At 67.5% G+C, this 21,227-nt stretch carries 19 protein-coding genes and 1 pseudogene; 8 read left to right on the top strand and 12 right to left on the bottom strand.

Going from position 1 to position 21,227, the window contains the following annotated elements; translation table 11 throughout:
• Window positions 1–113 precede the first annotated feature (113 nt).
• Complete coding sequence (locus ABL844_RS19625) at window positions 114–623, top strand: MerR family DNA-binding protein (RefSeq protein WP_418128599.1); 510 nt, start codon at window positions 114–116, stop codon at window positions 621–623.
• Here ABL844_RS19625 and ABL844_RS19630 read toward each other — a convergent pair.
• Entirely contained in the window at window positions 577–2,313 is a 1,737-nt protein-coding gene (locus ABL844_RS19630) for a dipeptidase (protein WP_418128600.1), read from the bottom strand. The genes ABL844_RS19625 and ABL844_RS19630 overlap by 47 nt on opposite strands.
• Window positions 2,314–2,377: 64 nt before the next feature.
• Here ABL844_RS19630 and ABL844_RS19635 point away from each other — a divergent pair, with 64 nt between their 5' ends.
• Window positions 2,378–2,965, top strand: a complete 588-nt coding sequence (locus ABL844_RS19635; protein WP_418116857.1) for a DNA-3-methyladenine glycosylase I — start codon at window positions 2,378–2,380, stop codon at window positions 2,963–2,965.
• A gap of 84 nt (window positions 2,966–3,049) precedes the next feature.
• On the opposite strand, the gene ABL844_RS19640 is transcribed toward ABL844_RS19635, so the two are convergent.
• The 4 genes and pseudogenes from ABL844_RS19640 to metE form a co-directional block, all read right to left on the bottom strand.
• Complete coding sequence (locus tag ABL844_RS19640; RefSeq protein WP_184636997.1) at window positions 3,050–3,403, bottom strand: alpha/beta hydrolase; 354 nt, start codon at window positions 3,401–3,403, stop codon at window positions 3,050–3,052.
• A 328-nt stretch (window positions 3,404–3,731) separates the two neighbouring features.
• The gene (locus ABL844_RS19645; protein WP_418121438.1) at window positions 3,732–4,700 is read right to left on the bottom strand and encodes a Bug family tripartite tricarboxylate transporter substrate binding protein; all 969 of its coding nucleotides are present in this window, start codon (window positions 4,698–4,700) and stop codon (window positions 3,732–3,734) included.
• A gap of 100 nt (window positions 4,701–4,800) precedes the next feature.
• A complete protein-coding gene (locus ABL844_RS19650) occupies window positions 4,801–5,655 on the bottom strand; it encodes a hypothetical protein (protein ID WP_418128601.1) in 855 nt (284 codons plus the stop codon).
• Window positions 5,656–5,735: 80 nt separating this feature from the next.
• Window positions 5,736–8,078, bottom strand: a pseudogene (metE, locus tag ABL844_RS19655) (5-methyltetrahydropteroyltriglutamate--homocysteine S-methyltransferase); the annotation flags it as partial.
• A gap of 113 nt (window positions 8,079–8,191) precedes the next feature.
• On the opposite strand from metE, the gene ABL844_RS19660 reads away from it, so the two are divergent.
• Both ABL844_RS19660 and ABL844_RS19665 read left to right on the top strand, forming a co-directional pair.
• Complete coding sequence (locus ABL844_RS19660; RefSeq protein ID WP_418128602.1) at window positions 8,192–9,118, top strand: LysR family transcriptional regulator; 927 nt, start codon at window positions 8,192–8,194, stop codon at window positions 9,116–9,118.
• Between the two features lie 53 nt (window positions 9,119–9,171).
• Entirely contained in the window at window positions 9,172–9,612 is a 441-nt protein-coding gene (locus tag ABL844_RS19665; RefSeq protein WP_418128603.1) for a hypothetical protein, read from the top strand.
• Here the strand turns inward: ABL844_RS19665 and gcvA are convergent.
• Window positions 9,513–10,502, bottom strand: coding sequence for a transcriptional regulator GcvA (gcvA, locus tag ABL844_RS19670; protein ID WP_418128604.1), 990 nt, complete (start codon window positions 10,500–10,502; stop codon window positions 9,513–9,515). The genes ABL844_RS19665 and gcvA overlap by 100 nt on opposite strands.
• Before the next feature lie 128 nt (window positions 10,503–10,630).
• Between gcvA and ABL844_RS19675 the strand changes: the two genes are divergently transcribed.
• Both ABL844_RS19675 and ABL844_RS19680 read left to right on the top strand, forming a co-directional pair.
• Window positions 10,631–11,929 (top strand): MFS transporter, encoded by a 1,299-nt coding sequence (locus tag ABL844_RS19675; protein ID WP_418121442.1) that lies wholly within the window; start codon window positions 10,631–10,633, stop codon window positions 11,927–11,929.
• The gene (locus ABL844_RS19680; RefSeq protein ID WP_184636983.1) at window positions 11,926–12,090 is read left to right on the top strand and encodes a hypothetical protein; all 165 of its coding nucleotides are present in this window, start codon (window positions 11,926–11,928) and stop codon (window positions 12,088–12,090) included. Before ABL844_RS19675 ends, ABL844_RS19680 begins: the two co-directional genes overlap by 4 nt.
• A 19-nt stretch (window positions 12,091–12,109) precedes the next feature.
• Here the strand turns inward: ABL844_RS19680 and mmsB are convergent, their stop codons facing one another.
• The 4 genes from mmsB to ABL844_RS19700 all read right to left on the bottom strand — a co-directional run bounded on the left by mmsB (window position 12,110) and on the right by ABL844_RS19700 (window position 17,102).
• Window positions 12,110–13,006 carry a 3-hydroxyisobutyrate dehydrogenase gene (mmsB, locus tag ABL844_RS19685; protein WP_418128605.1) on the bottom strand — a complete coding sequence of 299 codons (897 nt, stop codon included), beginning with the start codon at window positions 13,004–13,006 and terminating at the stop codon, window positions 12,110–12,112.
• 147 nt (window positions 13,007–13,153) lie between these two features.
• Entirely contained in the window at window positions 13,154–14,269 is a 1,116-nt protein-coding gene (locus ABL844_RS19690) for an enoyl-CoA hydratase/isomerase family protein (protein ID WP_418128606.1), read from the bottom strand.
• 142 nt (window positions 14,270–14,411) lie between these two features.
• Window positions 14,412–15,566 (bottom strand): acyl-CoA dehydrogenase family protein, encoded by a 1,155-nt coding sequence (locus tag ABL844_RS19695; protein WP_418128607.1) that lies wholly within the window; start codon window positions 15,564–15,566, stop codon window positions 14,412–14,414.
• 12 nt (window positions 15,567–15,578) lie between these two features.
• Window positions 15,579–17,102 (bottom strand): CoA-acylating methylmalonate-semialdehyde dehydrogenase, encoded by a 1,524-nt coding sequence (locus ABL844_RS19700; protein ID WP_418128608.1) that lies wholly within the window; start codon window positions 17,100–17,102, stop codon window positions 15,579–15,581.
• Window positions 17,103–17,263: 161 nt separating this feature from the next.
• Here ABL844_RS19700 and ABL844_RS19705 point away from each other — a divergent pair, with 161 nt between their 5' ends.
• Both ABL844_RS19705 and ABL844_RS19710 read left to right on the top strand, forming a co-directional pair.
• On the top strand, window positions 17,264–18,226 hold the full coding sequence (locus ABL844_RS19705; RefSeq protein ID WP_184636976.1) for a LysR family transcriptional regulator: 963 nt from the start codon (window positions 17,264–17,266) through the stop codon (window positions 18,224–18,226).
• 41 nt (window positions 18,227–18,267) lie between these two features.
• On the top strand, window positions 18,268–19,437 hold the full coding sequence (locus tag ABL844_RS19710) for a pyridoxal phosphate-dependent aminotransferase (protein ID WP_418128609.1): 1,170 nt from the start codon (window positions 18,268–18,270) through the stop codon (window positions 19,435–19,437).
• A gap of 3 nt (window positions 19,438–19,440) precedes the next feature.
• Here ABL844_RS19710 and ABL844_RS19715 read toward each other — a convergent pair whose 3' ends face one another.
• On the bottom strand, window positions 19,441–20,514 hold the full coding sequence (locus ABL844_RS19715; RefSeq protein WP_418128610.1) for a DUF4241 domain-containing protein: 1,074 nt from the start codon (window positions 20,512–20,514) through the stop codon (window positions 19,441–19,443).
• A gap of 74 nt (window positions 20,515–20,588) precedes the next feature.
• The gene (locus ABL844_RS19720) at window positions 20,589–21,227 is read right to left on the bottom strand and encodes a 3-oxoacid CoA-transferase subunit B (protein WP_126021960.1); all 639 of its coding nucleotides are present in this window, start codon (window positions 21,225–21,227) and stop codon (window positions 20,589–20,591) included.

Consider the following 21,227-nt stretch of genomic DNA (forward strand, 5'->3'; position numbering starts at 1 on the left):
CCCGAGGGCGAGCGCATCGCCCCTCCTACCCTCAGGGGGAAGCGGCTCGCCCCTTGACCTTGACACCATGCGAAGCCGAAGACTGCGGGCCTTCTCAACAGGAAGGAGCCCGCATGAACCCTCGCACCCTTGGCACGCCCGAGCCGGCACCGGCAACGACCCAGCCCGGCCGCCGATTCGGAATGGAAGAGGCCATCGCCCGCGCCGGCGTCTCCGAGCGGCTGCTGCGCCAGTGCGAAGCCCGCGGCCTCATTCAGGGCACCGTCGGCCGCGGATTCACCAGCGAGCACGTCGACGTGCTGCGCTTCGTGCGCAGGGCGCACGCGCTGGGCTTCGGCATGAGCGACATCGCAAGGCTGCTCGCGCTCAGGCAGGACGAGCACCGCATGAGCGCCGAGGTGAAACTCATCGCGCTGACGCGCACCGAGGAACTCGAATCGCAGATCGAGGAACTGCAGGCCACGAAGCGCGTGCTGGAGCGCCTCGCCGGCCTGTGCCTGGGCAATCATCAACCCGCCTGTCCCATCCTCGACGAACTGCTGGAGCTCAGGGGCTTCGCCTCCCAGCCGGTTGGCGCTACTGCATCTGCTTCAGATTGCCGATGCGCACCAGCATCTCGGTGAACATCTGCAGGTCGGCGTCGAGGTCGGGCACTTCCTTGTACTCCTTGGCGTTGTGCGCCGTGTACTTCTTGCCGGGCATCGCGGGGCCGAAGTTGATGGCGTTGGGCATCAGCTTCGCGGTGGTGCTGCCGGCCGTGGGCACGGGCCTGGCCTCGAGGCCGGTGGTGTCGCCATAGATGTTCAGCAGCGTGGACAGCCATGCGCCCTTCGGGTCTCGCGCCATCCAGTTGCCTTGCTCGTAGGCGACTTCGAGCTTCACGTTGTTCGCGTTGGCCCACGCATCGATCTTCTGCGTGACTTGCGCCTTGAGTTCTTCGGGCGTACGGCCGCGAGGCATGCGCGCATTGACCGTGACTTCGAGCCTGCCATCGCTGCCCATGCGCACGAGGTTGGGCGAGAAGGTCAGAGGCCCCATGAAGTCGTCGGCATAGCCCAGGCCCATCTTCTCGCCGAGGTAGCCGGTGCCGTAGAGCGCGTCGATGTACTTCACGGCTTTCAGGTAGTGATTGGGCGCGAGCGGCACGCCGGATTCCTGCAGGAAGAGCGCGAGGCGAGGCAGCGGGTTCACGCCCTCCTCGGGCCGCGAGCCATGGGCGGAAACGCCCGTCACCTTCAGCTCGATGCCGTCGGCGCCGCGCGCGATGTCGATGGAGAACTTGCCGCCCTGCCCTTCGTACTTCTGCAGGAAGGCCGGCTTCGCGGCCTCGAGCTTCGCGAGCGCGGCGGCCTGGTCGCCGCCCTTGAGCACGGCCGTCGCCGTCTGCGAGATCGCGTTGGCCGATGCGGCGGCGCTCATGGCTGTGATCGCCGTCGATGCGCCATCGGCAGTTTCCGCCGGGAAAAACACCTTCAGCGCGCCCGAGCCCTTCTCGGCCACCACCGCCGGGTACTTGCTGTCGAGCACGATGTTGTAGGCCGGCAGCTGCGTCTTGGTGCGGTAGTACTGCATCGCGTCGCCGCCGGTTTCCTCGGTGGTCTCGATCATCAGGCGGATGCTGCGCTCGATGGGCAGGCCGCTTTCCTTCACCGTCTTCATCGCATAGAGCACCGCCGCGATGGAGCCCTTGTCGTCGATGGTGCCCCGGCCGTAGAGGAAGTCGCCCACGCGCGTCATCTTGAACGGATCGAGCCGCGTGCCGTCGTCTAGCACCCATTCGGACAGCACCGCCGGCACCACGTCGGAGTGAGTGAGGATGCCGAACTCTTCGGAGCCCGTGCCCTTGAGGCTGACTTCGAAGATGCGGTTGTCGACGTTGCGGTAGGCCAGGCCGAAATCGCCCGCCATCTTCTGCACGAGCTGGCCGAACTCGATGATCGGCGCACTTTCGTGGGGCGGAACCTGCACGTTGCGCACCGTCGGGATCGCCACCATGGTGCCGATGCTCGCGATCACGGCCTGCTGGTTCTTCAGGCGGTTGTAGAGGCCGAGCAGGCGCGCGATGTTGACGAGGTCGTCGCCGGCCAGCGGCGCCTTTTTGCGGTAGGCGGCCCCTCCCGGCTTGAGTTCCGGGTTGGTCTTCTCGGCCTGCGCCAGGAACGCGTTGAAGTCGGCGGGCGGCTTGCCAGCCTGCCAGGCGGCGGCGAGCTGATCGAGCTGGGGCTTCCTGATCGTTTCCGCATGCGCCAGAGAGCCGAGCGCGAGCGCAAGGCCCAGCGAAAGCGCCGACAATGAAAATCGAGATTGCTGCATCAGGGTCTCCCCCTCATTCTGAAAACATCCCGCGACGATAGCCGAGCGAAGAATCGAAAGAACAATGAGCAACAGCACCGACAAGATCCGCTGCGCCTGGGCCCAGACCGACCCGCTGCTGATGGCCTATCACGACGCCGAATGGGGCGTGCCCGAGCGAGACAGCCGCGCGCTGTGGGAAAAGCTCATGCTCGACGGCTTCCAGGCCGGACTCTCGTGGCTCACCATCCTGCGAAAGCGCGATGCCTTCCGCAAGGCCTTCAAGGGCTTCGTCCCCGAGAAGATCGTCAAATTCACCGAGGCCGACGTCGAGCGGCTGCTGCAGGATCCGGGCATCGTGCGCTCTCGCTCGAAGATCGAGGCCACCATCGGCAACGCGCGCGCCTACCTCGCGATGCAGGCCAAGGGCGAGGACTTCTCGGAATTCATCTGGGGCATGGCGGGCGGCAAGCCCGTCGTGAACCGCACGGGCAGCGTGCCGGTGAAGACGCCGCTGTCCGAAGACATCTCGGCTGCGCTGAAGAAGCGCGGCTTCAAGTTCGTGGGGCCGGTGATCGTCTATGCGTGGATGCAGGCCACGGGCATCGTGGACGACCATGCGCACGATTGCCACCGGCATGGGACGAAGCACGGACGCGGCAAGGCCCAATGAAAAAACCGGACGCTGCTTTCGCAGGTCCGGTTTCTCCTGATGTGTGACTTGTGATTCGATGAAGCGGCTTGCGCCGCTTTCGAATTACAGGCCGGCTTGGCGCGTGAAGGTCAGGCCCTTGGCTTGCGCGGGGATCACGCTGCCGGCGAAGGTTTCGGGACGCAGGTTCTGGCCCGGAGCGTGTGCGGCGGCGACGGCCTGGCTACGGACGGCGGCGCGGTCGACCGAAGCGGTCAGCGCGGGAGTTGCGGTCGAAGCGGCGCCTTCGCTGTCGTTGTAGGCGTTGCCGGCACGGGCGGCTGCCACGGCCTGGGGCGCCACGTCGGCGCGGCTGTAGCCGGAAGTCAGGGGCTGGACGCCTTCGTAGGTTTCTGCGTGGGCGCCAGCGGCGGCGAGCAGGGTCAGAGCGGCGGCGGCGAGGATGTTCGAGGTCTTCATTTCAATTCCTTCTTCATTGGGCTTTTCGGTGCCGCAAGTGTGCACCAGGATTACTAGGGCAAACCCTATGAAGAATGAACCGCAGTGTTCACGAAATTGAAACAATAGCCAGGAACTTTCTGACAACGCTAATCCAAGTGCTCCTTGCGCCGTCAAGAACGTGGGCAGTTTGCATACTTTGTCTCTAGACCGTCAAGCGGAACCTGGCAGCCTGGCTCGGCCTTTCAGCAAAAGGTGCTAAGGCAATCTCGCCCCTCACCGCGCCTTTCAACAAGCTCTTGCAGGTTGCATGCCAACCGGTGCGCCTATTCCGGAGCGCTTCGCCCGCTCAGTCCTCCTTCATGCCGGTCGCCTTGACCACGCTGCCGAGCCGCGCACGCTCCTCGTCGACGAACTTGGCAAAGCTCGCGCGGGTGCCACCGACGGGCTCGATGCCCATGTCCTTCAGGCGCTTCGCGATCTCGGGCGACTTCATTGCGGCGTCGACTGCCGCGGCCATCTTGTCCATGATCGCGTCGGGCGTGCCGCGCGGCGCGTGCACGCCGGCCCAGTGCGCGATGCGGATCTCGGGGAAGCCCTCCTCCGCCGCAGTCGGCAGTTCAGGGTAGGCCGAAATGCGTTGCGTCCACGTGCCCGCCAGCGCCTTGAGCTTGCCGCTCTTCACGTAGGGCAGCACCACGATGCTGGCCTCGGAAGTCGCCTCGACCTGGCTGCCGAGCACCGCGGTGATCGACTCCGAGCCGCTCTTGTAGGGCACCACGTCGAGCTTGCCGCCGTATTTCGTCTGCAGGATGCCCTCGACGAAATGCGGCGTGCTGCCCGTGCCGGCGGTGGCCCAGTGGAAGCCGTTGCCCGACTTCTTCGACGCGGCGACGAATTCCTTCAGGTCCTTGTACGGCGCATCGGCCGGCACCACCACCACCGAAGGCGCCAGCCCGATCATGGCCACCGGCACCAGCGCCTCGTCCTTGTACGGCATGTTCTTCTTGATCATGCTGTTCGACACCACGCCGGCCGCGCTCACCAGGAAGGTGTAGCCGTCGGGCGCGCTCTTGGCGACCACGTCGGCGCCGAGGACCGCGCCCGCGCCGGGCTTGTTGTCGACGATCACCGGTTGCCCCAGCTGCTTCGACGCGCCTTCGGCTGCCGCGCGCGCCATCAGGTCGTTGGCGCCGCCTGCGGAAAAGGGAACGACCAGCCTGATCGGCTTGGTTGGCCAGGCCTGCGCGGCGGCGCCTTGGGCGAGGACGGACACGGCCAGCCCGGCGGCGAGCGATGCAATGCGGTTGGAAAGCATGGGAAGTCTCCTGCGTGTTGTGAGTCGTTGTCAGGTACAGCGCCCATTGCACGCTCCTGGGTCGGCTTTGACCTCGGTATTTCTCCCAGAGGCCTGCCGGTCAGGAACGCGGCCAGGCGCGGATCAGCGTGCGCAACGCCACGCCGCCGCTGCCCTTGACCTCGGCGCGATAGGTGCCCACCAGCGCCTCGCGCTCGGCAGCGGCCTGCGGGTCATTGCGCCATGCGAGCAGCGCGGCCACGTCGGTATCGGGCAGCGCGGCGAGCAGCGCCTGCGTCACCTGCCTCTCGAATTCGCGCGCCACGAGCATCAGGTTGCGCGGGCGGGTCGAGGTCACGCCGCGCGACCAGAGCGTGTCGAGGGCCATGTCGAGCGTGCTGTCGGGCAGCGAGCTGAACTGGCCGCCATTGCCGCGCGCGAGTTGCTTGACGACGGCGCTCATCAGCAACTGGCTGGAGAAGTCGATCTCGCGCACCTCGGCCACGGCCATGCGCTCCAGCAGTTCCGCGCGCGCGGGGTCCACGGGCTTGGCGCGCTCGCGGTTGAAGAACTCCGCCTTGCCGGCATCGCTCATCGCCGCGTAGTCGGTACGCAGCTTCACGAAGCGCGACACGGCGGCGAGCAATTGCGGGTTGGGTGCCGCACCACCGTTACCGGCCGATGCAACTTCCTGCTGGATGGCAGACACCGAGGCCTTCGTGTCGAAGGCGCGCGTCGCCGCCGTGTCCAGCGCCTTGAGTGCCTTGTCGGCGATGGCCTGGTCGTCGGGGTCCAGCAGCTCTCTCGCACCACGCGAGACGGCGCCAGGCCCGTAGGAGGCCTGGTAGCGCTGCTGCACGCCTTCAAACTGCAGCAGCGCTTCCGCACGGCTCTGCGCCCAGCCCATCAAGGGGGTCGGGAGCAAGAGAAGCAACAGGGAGAAACGGAAGAGGAAGAGACGGTTCGGGGAAAGCATGGCGCCATTATTGGCACGCCGGCGTTTCCCTCCCGCTGCCCCGGTCCGCCCCCGTCCGCCCCGGTCTCTTCCGTGCTTCAGGCCTGCGCCAGCTCCCTGCGCAGCTGCTTCGCAGCCGCCACCATGTTCGAAAGCGCCGCCTCCGTCTCGGGCCAGCCGCGAGTCTTGAGGCCGCAGTCGGGGTTGATCCACAGGTTGGCGGGCGGCACCACGTCGGCCGCCTTGCGCATCAGCCGCACGATTTCTTCGACCGAAGGCACGCGCGGCGAGTGGATGTCGTAAACGCCCGGGCCGATCTCGTTGGGGTAGCGGAAACCGCCCGCGTTGTTCTCGCCCCCGAAGCCGCGCAGCAGCTCCATGTCTGAGCGGCTGGTCTCGATGGTGATCACGTCGGCGTCCATGGCCGCGATCTCCGGCAGGATGTCGTTGAACTCCGAATAGCACATGTGCGTGTGGATCTGCGTCTCGTCGCGCACGCCCGAGGCGCTGATGCGGAAAGCGCGCGTGGCCGACTTCAGATAAGCCGGCCAGCCGGCGCGGCGCAGCGGCAGGCCTTCGCGAATGGCCGGCTCGTCGATCTGGATGATTCCGATGCCCGCACTCTCCAGATCGACCACCTCGTCACGGATCGCCCAGGCGATCTGCTCGCAGGTGGTGGCGCGCGGCTGGTCGTCGCGCACGAAGGACCACTGCAGGATGGTGACGGGGCCGGTCAGCATGCCCTTCATTGGCAGCTTCGTGAGGCTTTGCGCGTAGGCGGTCCATTCGACCGTCATAGGCGCGGGGCGCGCCACGTCGCCGAAGATCACCGGCGGCTTGACGCAGCGCGAGCCGTACGACTGCACCCAGCCGTTGGCGGTGAAGGCGAAGCCGTCGAGCTGCTCGCCGAAGTACTCGACCATGTCGTTGCGCTCGGCCTCGCCATGCACCAGCACGTCGATTCCCAGCTCCTCCTGCTTGCGCACGGCCAGTGCGATCTCGGCACGCATCTTCTCGCGGTAGCCGGCCGCGTCGAGTTCGCCGCGCTTGAAGGCGGCGCGGGCGGCGCGGATGTCGGCGGTCTGCGGGAAGGAGCCGATGGTGGTGGTCGGCAGCGCGGGCAGCGCGAAACGCGTGCGCTGCACCAGCTGGCGCATTCCGAACGACGAGACGCGGCAGTCGTCGCCCGCCACGCTGCGCGCGAGGCGCAGGGCCACATCTGCACGATGCACGCGTGGGCTGGTGCGGCGAGCTTCCACCGCGGCGCGGGCCGCCGCGAGTTCGGACGCGACCGAGGCCTCGTCGCCATCGACGGCCGCACGCAGCACGCGCAGCTCGTCGAGCTTCTCGACCGCGAAGGCGAGCCACGACTTCAGCTCCGCATCGAGCTTCGTCTCCGCTGCGAGGCTGAACGGCACATGCAGCAGCGAGCACGAAGGCGCGATCCACAGCTCCCCCTGGTGCTTCTCCGCCACCTGCCTGAGCCTGGCAAGCGCCGCATCGACGTCGGTGCGCCAGATGTTGCGCCCGTCCACCACGCCGACCGACAGCACCTTGTGCGCCGGCAGCCAGTCGGCCACGCCCGTGAGTTCCTGCGGGGAGCGCACCGCGTCGACGTGCAGGCCAGCCACCGGCAGCTGGCAGGCCAGGCGCAGGTTGTCCGACAGAGGCGAGAAATACGTGGCCAGCAGCAGCTTCGGCGCGCTGCGGGCGAGTTGCCAGTAGGCGCGCTCGAAGGCGTTGCGCCATGCATCGGGCAGGTCGAGGCCGAGGATGGGCTCGTCGATCTGTACCCACTCCACGCCCTGCTGCTTCAGCCGCGTGAGCACCTGCTCGTACACCGGCAGCAGCGCATCGAGCAGCGAGAAGCGGTCGAAGCCGGCCGCCTTCTCCTTGCCGAGGTACAGGAAGCTCAGCGGCCCCAGCAGCACGGCCTTGACCGCATGGCCGGCCTGCTGCGCCTGCGCCACCTCGTCGAAGAGGCGCGTCGAGGCCAGCCTGAACTGCGTGCGCGCATCGAACTCGGGCACGAGGTAGTGGTAGTTGGTGTCGAACCACTTGGTCATCTCCAGCGCGAAGGTGCGTTCGCCGCCGTGCGCGCAGCCTTCGCCGTGCGCGTGGGCCGCTTCGCTCTCCACGCCGCGCGCCATCTTGAAGTAGCGCGAAAGTTCGGGCTCGTCGCCATGGAAGCCGAAGCGCGCCGGCTCGCAGCCGAGCAGCTGGATGTGGTTGGCCACATGGTCGTAGTAGGCGAAATCGCCCACCGTCACGAAGTCGAGCCCCGCATCGCGCTGGGCCTGCCAGTGGCGGGCGCGCAGCTGCTCGCCGACCGCTTCGAGCGCGGCACGGTCGATCTCGCCGCGCCAGTGCTTCTCGAGGGCGAACTTGAGTTCCCGGTGCGCGCCCATGCGCGGAAAGCCGAGGGTGTGGGTACGGGTGGTCATTTGAAGGTAATCCGGTCGCTGATCTTGGGAATCCGGGATGGTCGGCGTTTGCGGCATATGATTCAAACGAAACCTTTTGCCCATTCGATTGAATATTTTTCATGCAGCCCGCCATGCAGCAATCGATCCTTGAAATACGCCACCTGCGCACGCTCATCGCGCTGCGCGACACCGGCAGCCTCGTGCGCGCCGCGCAGCTGCTCAACCTCACGCAATCGGCGCTGTCGCACCAGATCAAGCTGCTGGAAGACCGCTACGGCGCGCAGCTGTTCGAGCGCAAGTCGGTGCCGCCGCAGTTCAGCACCACCGGCCTGCGGCTGCTTCAGCTGGCCGACACCGCGCTGCCGCTCATCGAGGAAGCCGAGCGCGACGTGGCCCGGCTTGCGCTCGGGCGCAGCGGCCAGCTGCGCATCGTGGTCGAGTGCCACACCTGCTTCGACTGGCTCATGCCAGCCATGGACGCCTTCCGCCAGCGCTGGCCCGAGATCGAACTCGACATCGTCTCGGGCTTCCACCCCGACCCGATCGCGCTGGTGATGCAGAACCGCGCCGAGGTGGCCATCGTGTCCGAGCAGGACCCCGGCGAAACCGTGGACTACCACGCGCTGTTCCGCTTCGAGATCGTGGCACTGCTGGCCAACGAACACCCGCTCGTTGCCAAGGCCTACCTCACGGCGCGGCACTTCGCCGACCAGACGCTCATCACCTACCCCGTGCCCGACGAGATGCTCGACATCGTGCGGCAGGTGCTCGGCCCCGCCGGTGTGGAGCCCGCGCACCGGCGCACCACCGAACTCACGGTCGCGATGCTGCAGCTGGTGGCCAGCGGGCGTGGCGTGGCGACGCTGCCGCTGTGGGCGGTGCAGAACTACCTGGACCGCGGCTATGTCACCGCGCGCCGCGTGGGCAGCAAGGGGCTGACCGGCCGGCTCTACATGGCGTGCACACAGGGCACCTCGGCACAGCCCTGGCTCGCCGACTTCGTGCGCATCACGCGCGAGAGCTGCTTCAAGAGCCTGCCGGGCATCGAGCTGCTGTAGCTGGCGCGCGCCAGAATCTGCCGTACACCGAACAGAGGAAAAAGGAAGACCGCATGGCTCTGAAGAAGAAAGGCCGCTACTGGTACGGCGACGGCCCCGAAGACACGCAAGCCGAGATCCAGCGCTACAGCAAGGCCAATAAGTACCCTGCCACCCGCTTCGCCGCATCGGCATGCATCTGCGGCCATCGCGTGTTCGGTCTGGAACGCGACGAGGAGACCGGCGCGGCCCGCCGCGCCTGCACGGCCTGCGGCAACGTGCACCTGATGGGCGACAGCGCCGAATACGCGGACGAGGCCGAGTTCGGAGGCCACGAATGCGTCTGCGGCGAGGAAAGCTTCGAGCTGGTGTCGGGCGTTGCGCTCTACGCCGAGAGCAACGACGTGCGCTGGTACTACCTCGGCTGCCGCTGCACCAGCTGCAGCCTCGTCGGCGTCTTCGCCGACTGGAAGTGCGAGGGCGGCGACGCCGGGGTCTTTCTCGCGGCGGTCTGAGCGCCGCCGTCGCCCATCTCCTCGGCGAGCCACGAACGGAAGGCCGCCACCTTCGGCCGGTCGTGGCTGGCCGGCGGATACACGAGGTGGTAGGCAAAGCCGTCGAGCAGCGCGGCCTTGAAGAGACGCACCAGCCTGCCCTCGGCCACGTCGCTCGCCACCAGTGCAGCCGGCAGCAAGGCGACGCCCTGCCCGGTCTGCACAGCCCTCAGCAAAAGGCCGGCATCGTCGAAGGACGGTCCGCGCACCGGGCCCGTATCGGCCACGCCCTGCGCCGCGAACCACAGGCGCCAGCCCTTGCGCTGCGCGTCGTTCACGCGCGGCCAGCGCAGCAGATCGGCTGGCTTCGCGGGCTTGCCCAGCTCGGCCACCAGCGAAGGCGCAGCAACGGGAACAACCTCGACGGTCAGCACGCATTGGCTGACGAGCCCCGGGTACTGTCCCGTGCCGTGGCGAATGGCGACATCCACGCCGTCGCGCGAGAAATCGGCCAGCGCGTTGCTCGCCTGCACCTGCAGGTCGATGTCGGGATGTGCCTTCTGGAATGACTTGAGCCTCGGCACCAGCCACGCCGAGGCGAAGAACGGCGTGGTGCTCACGGCGAGCAGGCCGCTTTCGGCGGGCACGGCCAGCCTCTGCGTCGCATCGCTGATCTGCCTGAAAGCACTGCGCACCGGCGGCAGGTAGGCCTGGCCCGCGTCGGTGAGGAAGATGCCCCGGTTGACGCGGCGGAACAGCTGCACGCCCAGGTGCAGCTCCAGCGCCTTGACGAGCTGGCTCACGGCGCCCGGCGTCACGCAGAGCTCGTCGGCCGCGTTCTTCACCGACAGATGGCGCGCGGTGGCCTCGAAGGCGCGCAGTGCGTTGAGTGGCGGGAGCTGATGTTCCATCGTTTAGCCAGACTGATTCGAAAAAGGCAGAAATTCTGGTTTGTGCCGCAGACAGCAAAGGAGGAGTATCAGCATCCGCGCGGCCAGAACAAGTCTCGCGAGCTTAGATATTTTGATCCGTACACCGCATGAAGACCACACATCCGAGCCAGCCTTCTTCCGCATCGCAGCAAGGCGCGGGCCTCTTCCGCGGCTGGCTGGTGGTCGCGGGCGCATTTGCCGTGACCTTCGTGGGCTTCGGCTGCGCCTACACCTTCAGCGCCTTTCTCGAATCGCTGCAGAAGGACTTCGGCGCCTCGCGCGGGTCGGTGTCGCTGGTGTTCTCGCTGGCGGGCTTTCTCTACTTCGGCCTCGGCGTGCTCAGCGGGCCGCTGGCCGACCGCTGGGGTTCGCGGCGGCTGGCCGCGGCGGGCATGGTGCTGGTGGGGCTGGGGCTTGCGCTCGCAGGGCAGGCACGGAGCCTGACGCAGATCTATCTCGCCTATGGGCTCGGCGTGGGCCTGGGCGTCGGCGCTTCGTACGTGCCGGTGCTGGGCGCGGTGCAGCGCTGGTTCGTCCGGCGGCGCGGTTTCGCTTCGGGGCTGGCGGTGAGCGGCATCGGCGTGGGCACGCTGGTGATGCCGCCGCTGGCATCGCTATTCATCGAGACGCTGGGCTGGCGCAACGCCTACCTGGCGCTGGGTGTGCTGGCGGTGGTGGTGGGCGTGGGCATGGCGCTGCTGATCGAGAACGACCCGCGCGACCGTGGCCTGGCGCCGGATGGCGATGCTCCCCAGCTTCAGGCCCAAACAGCCCGGCCCGAGGGCTTCACGGTGCGCGACGCCGTGCGCTCGCGGCGCTTCGCCGGCCTGTACGTAGCCTGCCTCATCAGCTCGTTCGGCCTCTTCGTGCCCTTCGTGCACCTGGTGCCCTATGCGCTGGACCACGGGGTGCCGAACGCGTCGGCGGTGCTGCTGCTGGGGGCCATCGGCGTGGGCAGCACGGCCGGGCGTTTCTTCCTGGGCGGGCTTGCCGACCGCATGGGACGCGCGCAGACCATGCTGCTGATGTCCACCGGCATGGCGCTTTCGCTGCTGGTGTGGGCCTCATCGGACGGCTTCCGGGGGCTGGCGGTGTTCGCCTTCTTCTACGGCGCGTTCTACGGCGGCTTCGTCGCGCTGCTGCCGGCGCTGGTGATGGACTACTTCGGCGGACGCAACATCAGCGCGATCATCGGCGTGCTCTACACCAGCGTGGCCTTCGGCACGCTGGTCGGTCCGGCCGCCGCGGGCTATGCCTTCGACATCAGCCGCAGCTACCTGCTGCCGATCTTGTTCAGCGTGGGAGCCAACCTGGTGGCGGCCGCCATCATGTGGACGATGTCGCGGATGGATGCCCGTGCAAAGCCGGCCACGGCCGGCGAACTGCGCTGTACAGTGGGGAAATGACACAACCGCAACCCGACGTTACCGTCAGCCCGCCTCCCGCCGCGGACGCGCAGCCCGAGCTCACCGAGACCCAGGCGTTCATGCGCGCCTGGGTTATGTTCGCGGTGCTGTTCGCTGTCGTGCTCGGCCTGCTGTGGCTGCTTCAGTCCCACTTCAGCTGAACCGGCAAGTGCAGGAGGCTCAGGAAGCCTTCTGCACCAGCTTCAGCACGCTGGAGAAATCGAGCGCGCCGTGGCCGGCGAGGCTGTGGGCCGCATACAGGCTGCGTGCCAGCCCGCCCAACGGCGTGGCCGCGCGCACGGCGGTGGCGTTCTCCTGAGCCAGCCCCAGGTCCTTGAGCATCAGGTCGGTGCCGAAGCCACCGGCATAGTTCTTCGAGGCAGGGGCGGTCTCCATCACGCCGGGCATCGGGTTGTACTTCTCCAGCGCCCAGTTGCCGCCCGAGCTGCGGCGCATGATTTCCGACAGCACCTTCGGATCGAGCCCGTTGGCCACGCCCAACGCCAGCGCTTCGGAAGTGCCGATCATCAGAATGCCCAACAGCATGTTGTTGCAGATCTTCGCGGTCTGCCCCGCTCCGGCCGCGCCGGCGTGGAAGATGTTCGCGCCCATCTTTTCGAGCACGGGGCGCGCACGCTCCAGATCCTGCGTCTCGCCGCCGACCATGAAGGTCAGCGTGCCTGCGATGGCGCCGCCCGTGCCACCGGACACCGGCGCATCGATCATCGCGATGCCCTTGGCGGCAGCCGCTTCGGCGACCTTGCGCGAGGTGGCCGCCGCGATGGTGCTGCTGTCGATCACCAGCGAACCGGCGCGGATGCTCTCGAGCAGGCCGGGCTTGCCGGCACCGCCCAGGAACAGGCCCTCGACGTGCGCGCTGGCCGGCAGCATGCTGATGACGACCTCGGCATCGGCCACCGCCTCGGTGGCCGACTTGGCGATGGGCAGGCCATCCGCGCCGAACTTCGCGCAGGCCTCCGTCGAGAGGTCGAAGGCGGCGAGCGCGTGGCCGGCCTTGTGCAGGTTCATGGCCATCGGGCCGCCCATGTTGCCCAGGCCGATGAAAGCGATCTTCATTGCTTTGTCTCCAGGTTGTTTGAATACGGGTTCAGAACGCAGAAGTCGCGAAGGTTTCGCAGAGGTCGCAGAAGAAACACAAAAACAGGTTTCTCCTTCGCGACTTCTGCGTAGCTTTTGTCTTCCTTCTGCGTTCGGCTGTCCGATTTACTTCAGCGATGCCAGCTCCGCCGGCATCTCGCCGCGCGGACGCAGGTGGTCTTCGATGAAGGCGGGCGTGATCTCCTCGAGCGTGGCCGGGCTCCAGCGCGGATTGCGGTCCTTGTCGACCAGCACCGCGCGAATGCCTTCGGCGAAGTCCTTGTGCGCGCAGAAACCGAGCGATGCCCAGTATTCGAGGCGGAACACCTCGGCCAGCGACATGCGCAGAACGCGCTGCCACAGCTCGAAGCTCAGCGCGGCCGAGCTGGGCGCGCCCTTGGCGAAGGTCTTGGCCGCGCTCTGCAGCCATGCGTCGTCGCTCTGCAGATCGCGCAGGCGCTTCGCGATGTCGAGCAGGTCGTCGCCCGCCATCAGCGCGTTGATGGTGTCGTAGTGCTCGCGCACCTTCGATGCGGGCATCTCGGCGCCCTCGCCCGCCTTGGCGAGGATGCGCGACAGCGTGGCGCGGTCGGCCTTGTTCTCGCCGGCCCACTTCGTCGAGGCGATGGCTTCCAGCACTTCGCCCTTGCGCTCCTGCGGCACCAGCACGTCGGCCAGCCCGCAGAAGATGGTGTCGGCCGCGTTGATGTTCGCGGCGGTGAGCGCCAGGAACAGCCCCGTGCGGCCCGGCGTGCGGCGCAGGAACCAGCTGCCGCCCACGTCGGGGTACAGGCCGATGTTGATCTCGGGCATGGCGATGCGGCTTTGCAGCGTCATCACGCGGTGCGAGGCGCCGGCCAGCAGGCCCACGCCGCCGCCCATCACGATGCCGTGGCCCCAGCACAGGAAGGGCTTGGGGAAGGTGTGGATCAGGTAGTCGAGCTCGTACTCCTCGCGGAAGAAGTCTTCGGCGTAGGTGTTGCGCGCGGGGCCGCAGTCGAGCAGTGTCTGGTAGAGCTGGCGCAGGTCGCCGCCGGCGCAGAAGGCCTTGTCGCCCGCAGCCTGCAGCAGCACGCCGACGATGCCGGCATCATCGGCCCATTCGCGCAGCTTCGGAGTGAGCAGGCGCACCATGTCCACCGACAGCGCGTTGAGCGAAGCCGGTGCGTTGAGCGTGGCCACTGCGAAGCGCTGGCCGCCGGCGGTCTTGATTTCGTCGAAGAGAACTACTGAGTCAGTCATGTTTTGGGGTTGCTTGAATACGGGAACCGAACGCAGAGACCGCAAAGGTTTCGCAAAGGTCGCAGAAGGAATATCAATTTTCTTTTGTCTTTTCTGCGACCTTTGCGAAACCTTCGCGACTTCTGCGTTCTGAAGTTGGACTTCAGCGGATGTCGCTGTCCCCTTCGAGCAATTTTCGCGCAACGATCACGCGCATGATCTCGTTGGTGCCTTCGAGGATCTGGTGCACGCGCGCGTCGCGCACCAGGCGCTCCAGCGGGAACTCGCCCAGGTAGCCGTAGCCGCCGTGCAGCTGAAGCGCGTCGTTGCAGACGTTGAAGCCCGCGTCGGTCGCGAAGCGCTTGGCCATCGCGCAATAGGTGCTGGCGTCGGCATGGCTGGCGTCGAGCTTGGAGGCCGCGAGCCGAACCATCTGCCGCGCTGCGACCAGCTCGGTCGCCATGTCGGCCAGCTTGAACTGCAGCGCCTGGAAGCTCGCCAACGGCTTGCCGAACTGCTGGCGCTCGTGCAGGTAGCGGCGCGCCGCGTCGAGCGCGCCCTGCGCCGCGCCCACCGAGCAGGTCGCGATGTTGATGCGCCCGCCGTCCAGGCCCTTCATGGCGATGCGGAAACCCTCGCCCTCCTTGCCCAGCAGGTTCTGCGCGGGAATGCGAACGTTGTCGAAGCTGATGGTGCGCGTGGGCTGGCTGTTCCAGCCCATCTTGTGCTCCTTCTTGCCGTAGCTGATGCCCGGCGCGTCGGCCGGCACCGCGAAGGCCGATATGCCACTGGCGCCAGCGCCGCCCGTGCGCGCCATCAGCACCAGCACGTCGGTCGAGCCCGCACCGGAGATGAAGGCCTTGCCGCCGTTGATGACGTACTCGGCGCCCTGCAGCTCCACGCGCGTCTTGAGCGAGCCGGCGTCGGAGCCCGCGCCCGGTTCGGTCAGGCAGTAGGAGGCCAGCTTGCGCCCGCTCGTCAGGTCCTCGCCCCACTGCTGCGCCACTGCGTCGGTCGCCCAGGTGCCGAGCATCCACGTCGCCATGTTGTGGATGGTGATGAAGGCGGTGGTCGAGGGGTCGACCGCGGCCATCTCCTCGAACACCAGCGCGGAATCGAGCCGCGGCAGGCCAAGGCCGCCGATGCGCTCGGGCGCATACAGCCCGCAGAAGCCCAGCTCGCCGGCCTTGGCGATGGCCTCTCTCGGAAAGATGGCTTCCGCGTCCCACTGCGCCGCATGCGGCGCGAACTCGGCCTGTGCAAACTCGCGCGCCGTCTCGGCGAAGGCGCGCTGCTCCTCGGAAAGTTCGAAGTCCATCCTCCGGACTTCTTATTTGAGGCTGATGGTCGTGTTCACGCCGTGCGAGACGGTGCTGTCGTCGAACCAGCGAGCCGTCACCGTCTTGGTCTGCGTATAGAACAGCACCACCTGCTTGCCGTAGGGGCCCAAGTCGCCGAGCTTCGACGCGCGCGAGCCGGTGAACGAGAACATCGGAACCGGCACCGGGATCGGCACGTTGATGCCCACCTGGCCCACGTCGATGTCTTCCTGGAAGCGGCGCGCCGCGGCACCCGACTGCGTGAAGATCGCGGTGCCGTTGCCGTTCGGGTTGCTGTTGATCAGGTCGATGGCCTCGTCGATGTTCTCGGCGTCGGCGATGCACAGCACGGGGCCGAAGATTTCCTGGTCGTAGATGGTCATGCCGGGCTTCACGCCGGTGAAGATCGTCGGGCCGACGAAGTTGCCCTTCTCGTAGCCGGGCACCGTGGGCTTGCGGCCGTCGAGCACCAGCTTGGCGCCGTCGGCTTCGCCGCGTTCGATGAGGCTGTTCACGCGGTCGTAAGCGGCGCAGGAGACCAGCGGGCCCACGTCCACGCCCTTGTCGACGCCGGCGCCGACCTTCAGCGTCTTCGCCTTCTCGATGAGTTCGGGCACCCAGTTGCGCGCCTCGCCCACCAGCACCGCCACCGACACCGCCATGCAGCGCTGGCCCGCGGCGCCGAAACTGGCGCCGGCCAGTGCGTTGAGCGTCTGCTCCTTGTTGGCGTCGGGCATCACGATGGCGTGGTTCTTCGCACCCATCATGCATTGCACACGCTTGCCGGCCAGCGTGGCGCGGTTGTAGACGTGCGTGCCGACCTTGGTGGAGCCCACGAAGCTGATCGCCTTGATGTCCTTGTGGTCGCAGATGCCATTGACGATGGCTTCACCGCCATGCACCACGTTCAGCACGCCGGGCGGAACACCGGCTTCGAGCGCCAGCTCGCACAGGCGCATGGTGACCATCGGGTCCTGCTCGGAGGGTTTCAGCACGAAGGTGTTGCCGGTGACGATGGCCATCGGGAACATCCACAGCGGAATCATGGCCGGGAAGTTGAACGGCGTGACGCCGGCGCACACGCCCAGCGGCTGCAGCAGCGTGTAGGTGTCGACGCCGTTGGCCACGTTGTTGGCCAGCTCGCCCAGTTGCAGGTTGCCGATGTTCGATGCGTGCTCGACCACTTCGAGGCCGCGGAACACATCGCCTTCCGCGTCGGGCAGCGTCTTGCCCTGCTCGGCCGTGAGGATCGCGGCGAGTTCGCCCATGTTCTCGCGAATGAGCTGCTGCAGCTTGAGGAAGATGCGCGCGCGGGCGCCGATGGGCGTCTTGCGCCAGGTCTTGAAGGCCTCCTTGGCGGAAGCGACTGCCGCGTCGAGCTCTGCCTGCGTGGCGAAGGGCACGCGCGCCAGCACTTCCTGCGTGGCGGGGTTGACGACGTCACGCCATTCGGTGGTCTTCGATTCGACCAGCTTGCCGCCGATCAGCAGCTTGACGGTGGCGACCTGGGTCGAGGGCGTGGTGGTGGCGTCCATGGGGTTTGTCTCCTGTGAATCCTGTGAAAGCGGCGCCGGACGAGCCGGGGCGGTGACGCATCCTAGCTTTGCAGATTTGCCATGACAATAGACAAAATTGCGCGGCGACTTTGCAAAAATGCAGAGCCTTCCATTCGAGACCACCCGAGGCACGAAAGCACATGGATTGGGACAACCTGCGGTACTTCCTGGAGCTGGCCCGCTCCGGCACGCTGATGAGCGCGGCACGCCGGCTGGAGGTCGACCACACCACGGTGGCGCGCCGCATCCAGGCGCTCGAGAAGGAAGTCGGGGCGCCACTGTTCTCGCGCGAATCGGGCGGCCACCGGCTCACCGAGGCGGGCCGCCGGCTGCAGCCGCAGGTCGAGGCGATGGAGAGTGCGTTCCAGGCTGTGGAAAGCACCGCTCCGGCCTCGCAGGAAGGCCTTTCGGGGCTGGTGCGCATCGGCGCCACCGAGGGCTTCGGCACGGTGGTGCTGGCGCCGCAGCTCGCGCTGTTCGCGGTGCGGCACCCGAAGCTCACCATCGACCTGCTGGCCATGCCGCGGCTGGTGCACCTGTCGCGGCGCGAGGCCGACATCGTGATCTCGCTCGAACGCCCGGCGCGCGGGCCGGTGGTGGTCGCCAAGCTCACCGACTACACGCTGCGCCTGTACGCGTCGAAGCAGTACCTGTCGGCGCACAAGCCCATCCGCACACGCGAGGACCTGCGCGGCCACACTTTCATCAGCTACGTGGACGACCTGCTCTTCAGCAAGGAGCTGCAGTACCTCGACGAGTTGCACCGCCCCGACGCCTTCGCGCTGCGCAGCACCAGCGTGCTCGCACAGCACAGCGCGGTGGCGGCGGGCGCGGGCATCGCGGTGCTGCCGGCCTTCATCGCCGAGCACGACACCGCGCTGCGCCCCGTGCTGCCGGGGCAGGCGAACTTCACGCGCACCTTCTGGATGTCGATGCCGGCGGAGACCAAGCACCTCGCGCGCATGCAGGCGGTGTGGAACTTCCTGCGCGAGACGGTGCAGGAGCAGCAGCCGCTGTTGCTCCTGCAGCCGCCCGGCGAAGAAAATGGCGCAAGCGGCCCGCCGCAGCGCCCGGCCCGCCCGCGCAAGCCACCACCCCCGTAACGAGCAACGCAATCCCCTACACGGAGCCTGGAGACACGCCCATGCCACGCCACCGCCCCGCCCGCCTCGAACACATCGCCGGCATCGGCGTCGACCGCATGGGCGCGATCGCCGACGACGCCGACGGCCCCTCCTTCCTGCGGCTGGAGAACCTCGACGTCGACATCCCGCCCGACCCCGAGGCCGTCGCGCGCACCGTGCACGCGGCATCGTTCGACCCGGACAACAGCTACCTGCCCTTCGTAGGCCAGTCGCGCCTGCGCGACGTGGCGGCGCGGCATGTGTCGGCGCTCTCGGGCGTGGAATACAGCGGCGCGCGCAACTGCGTGATCTCGGCCGGCGGCCTCTCGGGCATCCTCAACGCGCTGCTCGCCACCGTCGAGGTCGGCGACGAGGTGCTGGTGACCGACCCGACCTACGCCGGCCTGCTCAACCGCATCCGCCTTGCGGGCGGCACGCCGAAGTACGTGCCCTTCAGGTTCACGCCCGGCGGCGAATGGAAGCTCGACCGCGAGGCGCTGCAGGCCGCCATCGGCCCGCGCGTGCGCACCATGCTGCTGATGTCGCCCTCGATGCCCTCGGGCGGCTGCTTCGACGAGGAAGACTGGCGCGCCATCGCCGCGCTGTGCGTGCAGCACGACCTCACGCTGATCCTCGACACCGCGATGGAGCGCCTGCTGTACGACGGCCGCAAGGTCATCCACCCCGCGGGCCTGCCCGGCATGGCCGAACGCACCATCACCGTGGGCTCATCCGCCAAAGAGTTGCGCATGATCGGCTGGCGCGTCGGCTGGACCGTGGCGCCCGAGAGCTACATGCCCGACCTCGTGGCCGTGTCGCTCGCCAACGTGGTGGTGCCGGTGGGCATCGCGCAGGACGCGGTGGCGACTGCGCTGGAGCAATCGGCGCACACGCTCGCGTCCTACGTGGCCGAACTGGAGCGACGGCGCGACACCGTGCTCGACGAGCTCAAGGGCCTGCCGGTGGGCGTACCCGGCGGCGGCTGGTCGCTGCTGCTGCGCACCAGCGACTTCGGCATCGACGGGCAGACGCTGTCGGAACGCCTGCTGGCGCACCGCGTCTGCGCCACCGCGATGAAGGGCTGGGGAGAGACGCACAGTGCGCAGTACCTGCGCTTCGTGTTTTCCAACGAGCCGGTGGAGCGGCTGCGGGGGTTGGGAGACAAGGTGCGGGCGGCGCTGGGGGCCTGACGCTCAGGAAAAGAGGCGCTTCCAGAGACTCTTGCCCCCTGCAGGTTCAGCAGCCGCAGCGGCCTCAGCCTGTTCGAGCAGCTCGACCAGCCCCGGCACGCGCGGCTTCTTGAGCCATCGCGCAAAGGCCGAGTAGCTTTCCGCCTTGCCTTCGATGCGCAGATGCTCGGGCATGGCGGGGCACGGCGCGCTGCCCAGCAGCACGCGCAAGGCTTCGAGCTGGTTCATGCGGATCGCACTGAAGAGCGCGGTCTCGCCGAGCGACGGAACGATGTCGTTGGCCCCCGCGAGCCCGCCGTCGAGCAAAGGCCGGATCGCGGCCGCGTCGCCCTTGATCGCCGCGGCTCCGAGGGCTTCGAGGGCCGCGAGCCTTTCGGGCGACAGGCTCGCCAGGTAGGCATCGTCTCGCTTGTCGTCCTCGCTGCGCGCATCGCCGCCTTGCATCGTCATGAAGTCGGTCACCAGCGCCACCGGCTCGCGGGCGGCGTCGAGCGCCCAGAAGCTCGGATAGCTGCCGTCACCCCAGCCCGAGCTGAAGATCAGCACGTTGTTCGCGCTGCCCTCGCCCAGCGGGTAGTGGTCGGCCATGTCCTTGCTGCCAAGTTCTTCGTCGAGCACGTCGTCGTAGTAGCTGCCGTAGTCGGGGTTGGCCGACGATTCGCGCGCCTCGCGCTCGGCGATGGCGGCCGCGCAGTCGGCATCCATGAAGCAGCCGACGCCGGCGTCGACCGGGTAGCCATAGAACTCGTCGTCGCCCAACTCATTCTGCGACTGGCCATCGAGCAGCGCGGGTTCCCAGTGCAGGTCCGCGGGCTGCAGTCCGCGGCGATCACGCAGCCAGAGCACCGCGAGCGCATGCCGGCCTTCGTGTTGAAGCAACTCGGCAGGGAAAGCGCCCCGGCCGGAAACGCTGCGCACGAAAGGGGGTCGTTCCGGCTGCACCAGCGGATCGCACGCCACGATGCGGCCGCTCGTGACCTGGAGCGACCCGCAGGACTGCCGCTGCAGGCGCCGCACGCGCAGCGCCTCGTCGTCGAGAAAAACGGTGCGCAGGTTTTCGAGGTCGAGGTAAGCCATGCGCCCAGTGTCTCACCCCAACGGGAAAGGGCCGCGAAAGCGGCCCCTTGCGTGCTGTCGGGTCGATGCCGTCTTTACTGGATCAGCTTGGCGCCCGTCTTGGCCTGCAGCGCGTCGAAGGTGACGCCAGGCGCCAGCTCGACGACCTTCAGGCCCTCGGGCGCCACGTCCATCACGGCCAGGTCGGTGATGATGCGGTCGACCACGCCCACGCCGGTCAGCGGCAGGGTGCACTTCTCGAGGATCTTCAGGTCCTCGGTGCCGTCCTTCTTCTTCGCGACGTGCTCCATCAGCACGATCACGCGCTTCACGCCGGCCACGAGGTCCATGGCGCCGCCCATGCCCTTGACCATCTTGCCGGGGATCATCCAGTTGGCGAGGTCGCCCTTGGTGCTGACCTGCATCGCGCCCAGGATCGACAGGTTGATCTTGCCGCCGCGGATCATCGCGAAGCTGTCATGGCTGCCGAAGATGGCCGAGCCCGGCAGCGTGGTGACGGTCTGCTTGCCGGCGTTGATGAGGTCGGCGTCGACCTGGTCTTCGGTGGGGAACGGGCCGATGCCGAGCATGCCGTTCTCGCTCTGCAGCCACACTTCCTTGTCGCCGGTGTGGTTGGCCACCAGCGTCGGGATGCCGATGCCGAGGTTGACGTAGAAGCCGTCTTCGAGTTCTTGCGCGGCGCGGGCCGCCATCTGGTCTTGGGTCCAGGGCAT

Origin of the sequence: Variovorax sp. 278MFTsu5.1 (assembly GCF_048305045.1) — a bacterium.
GTDB classification, from domain to species: domain Bacteria; phylum Pseudomonadota; class Gammaproteobacteria; order Burkholderiales; family Burkholderiaceae_C; genus Variovorax; species Variovorax guangxiensis.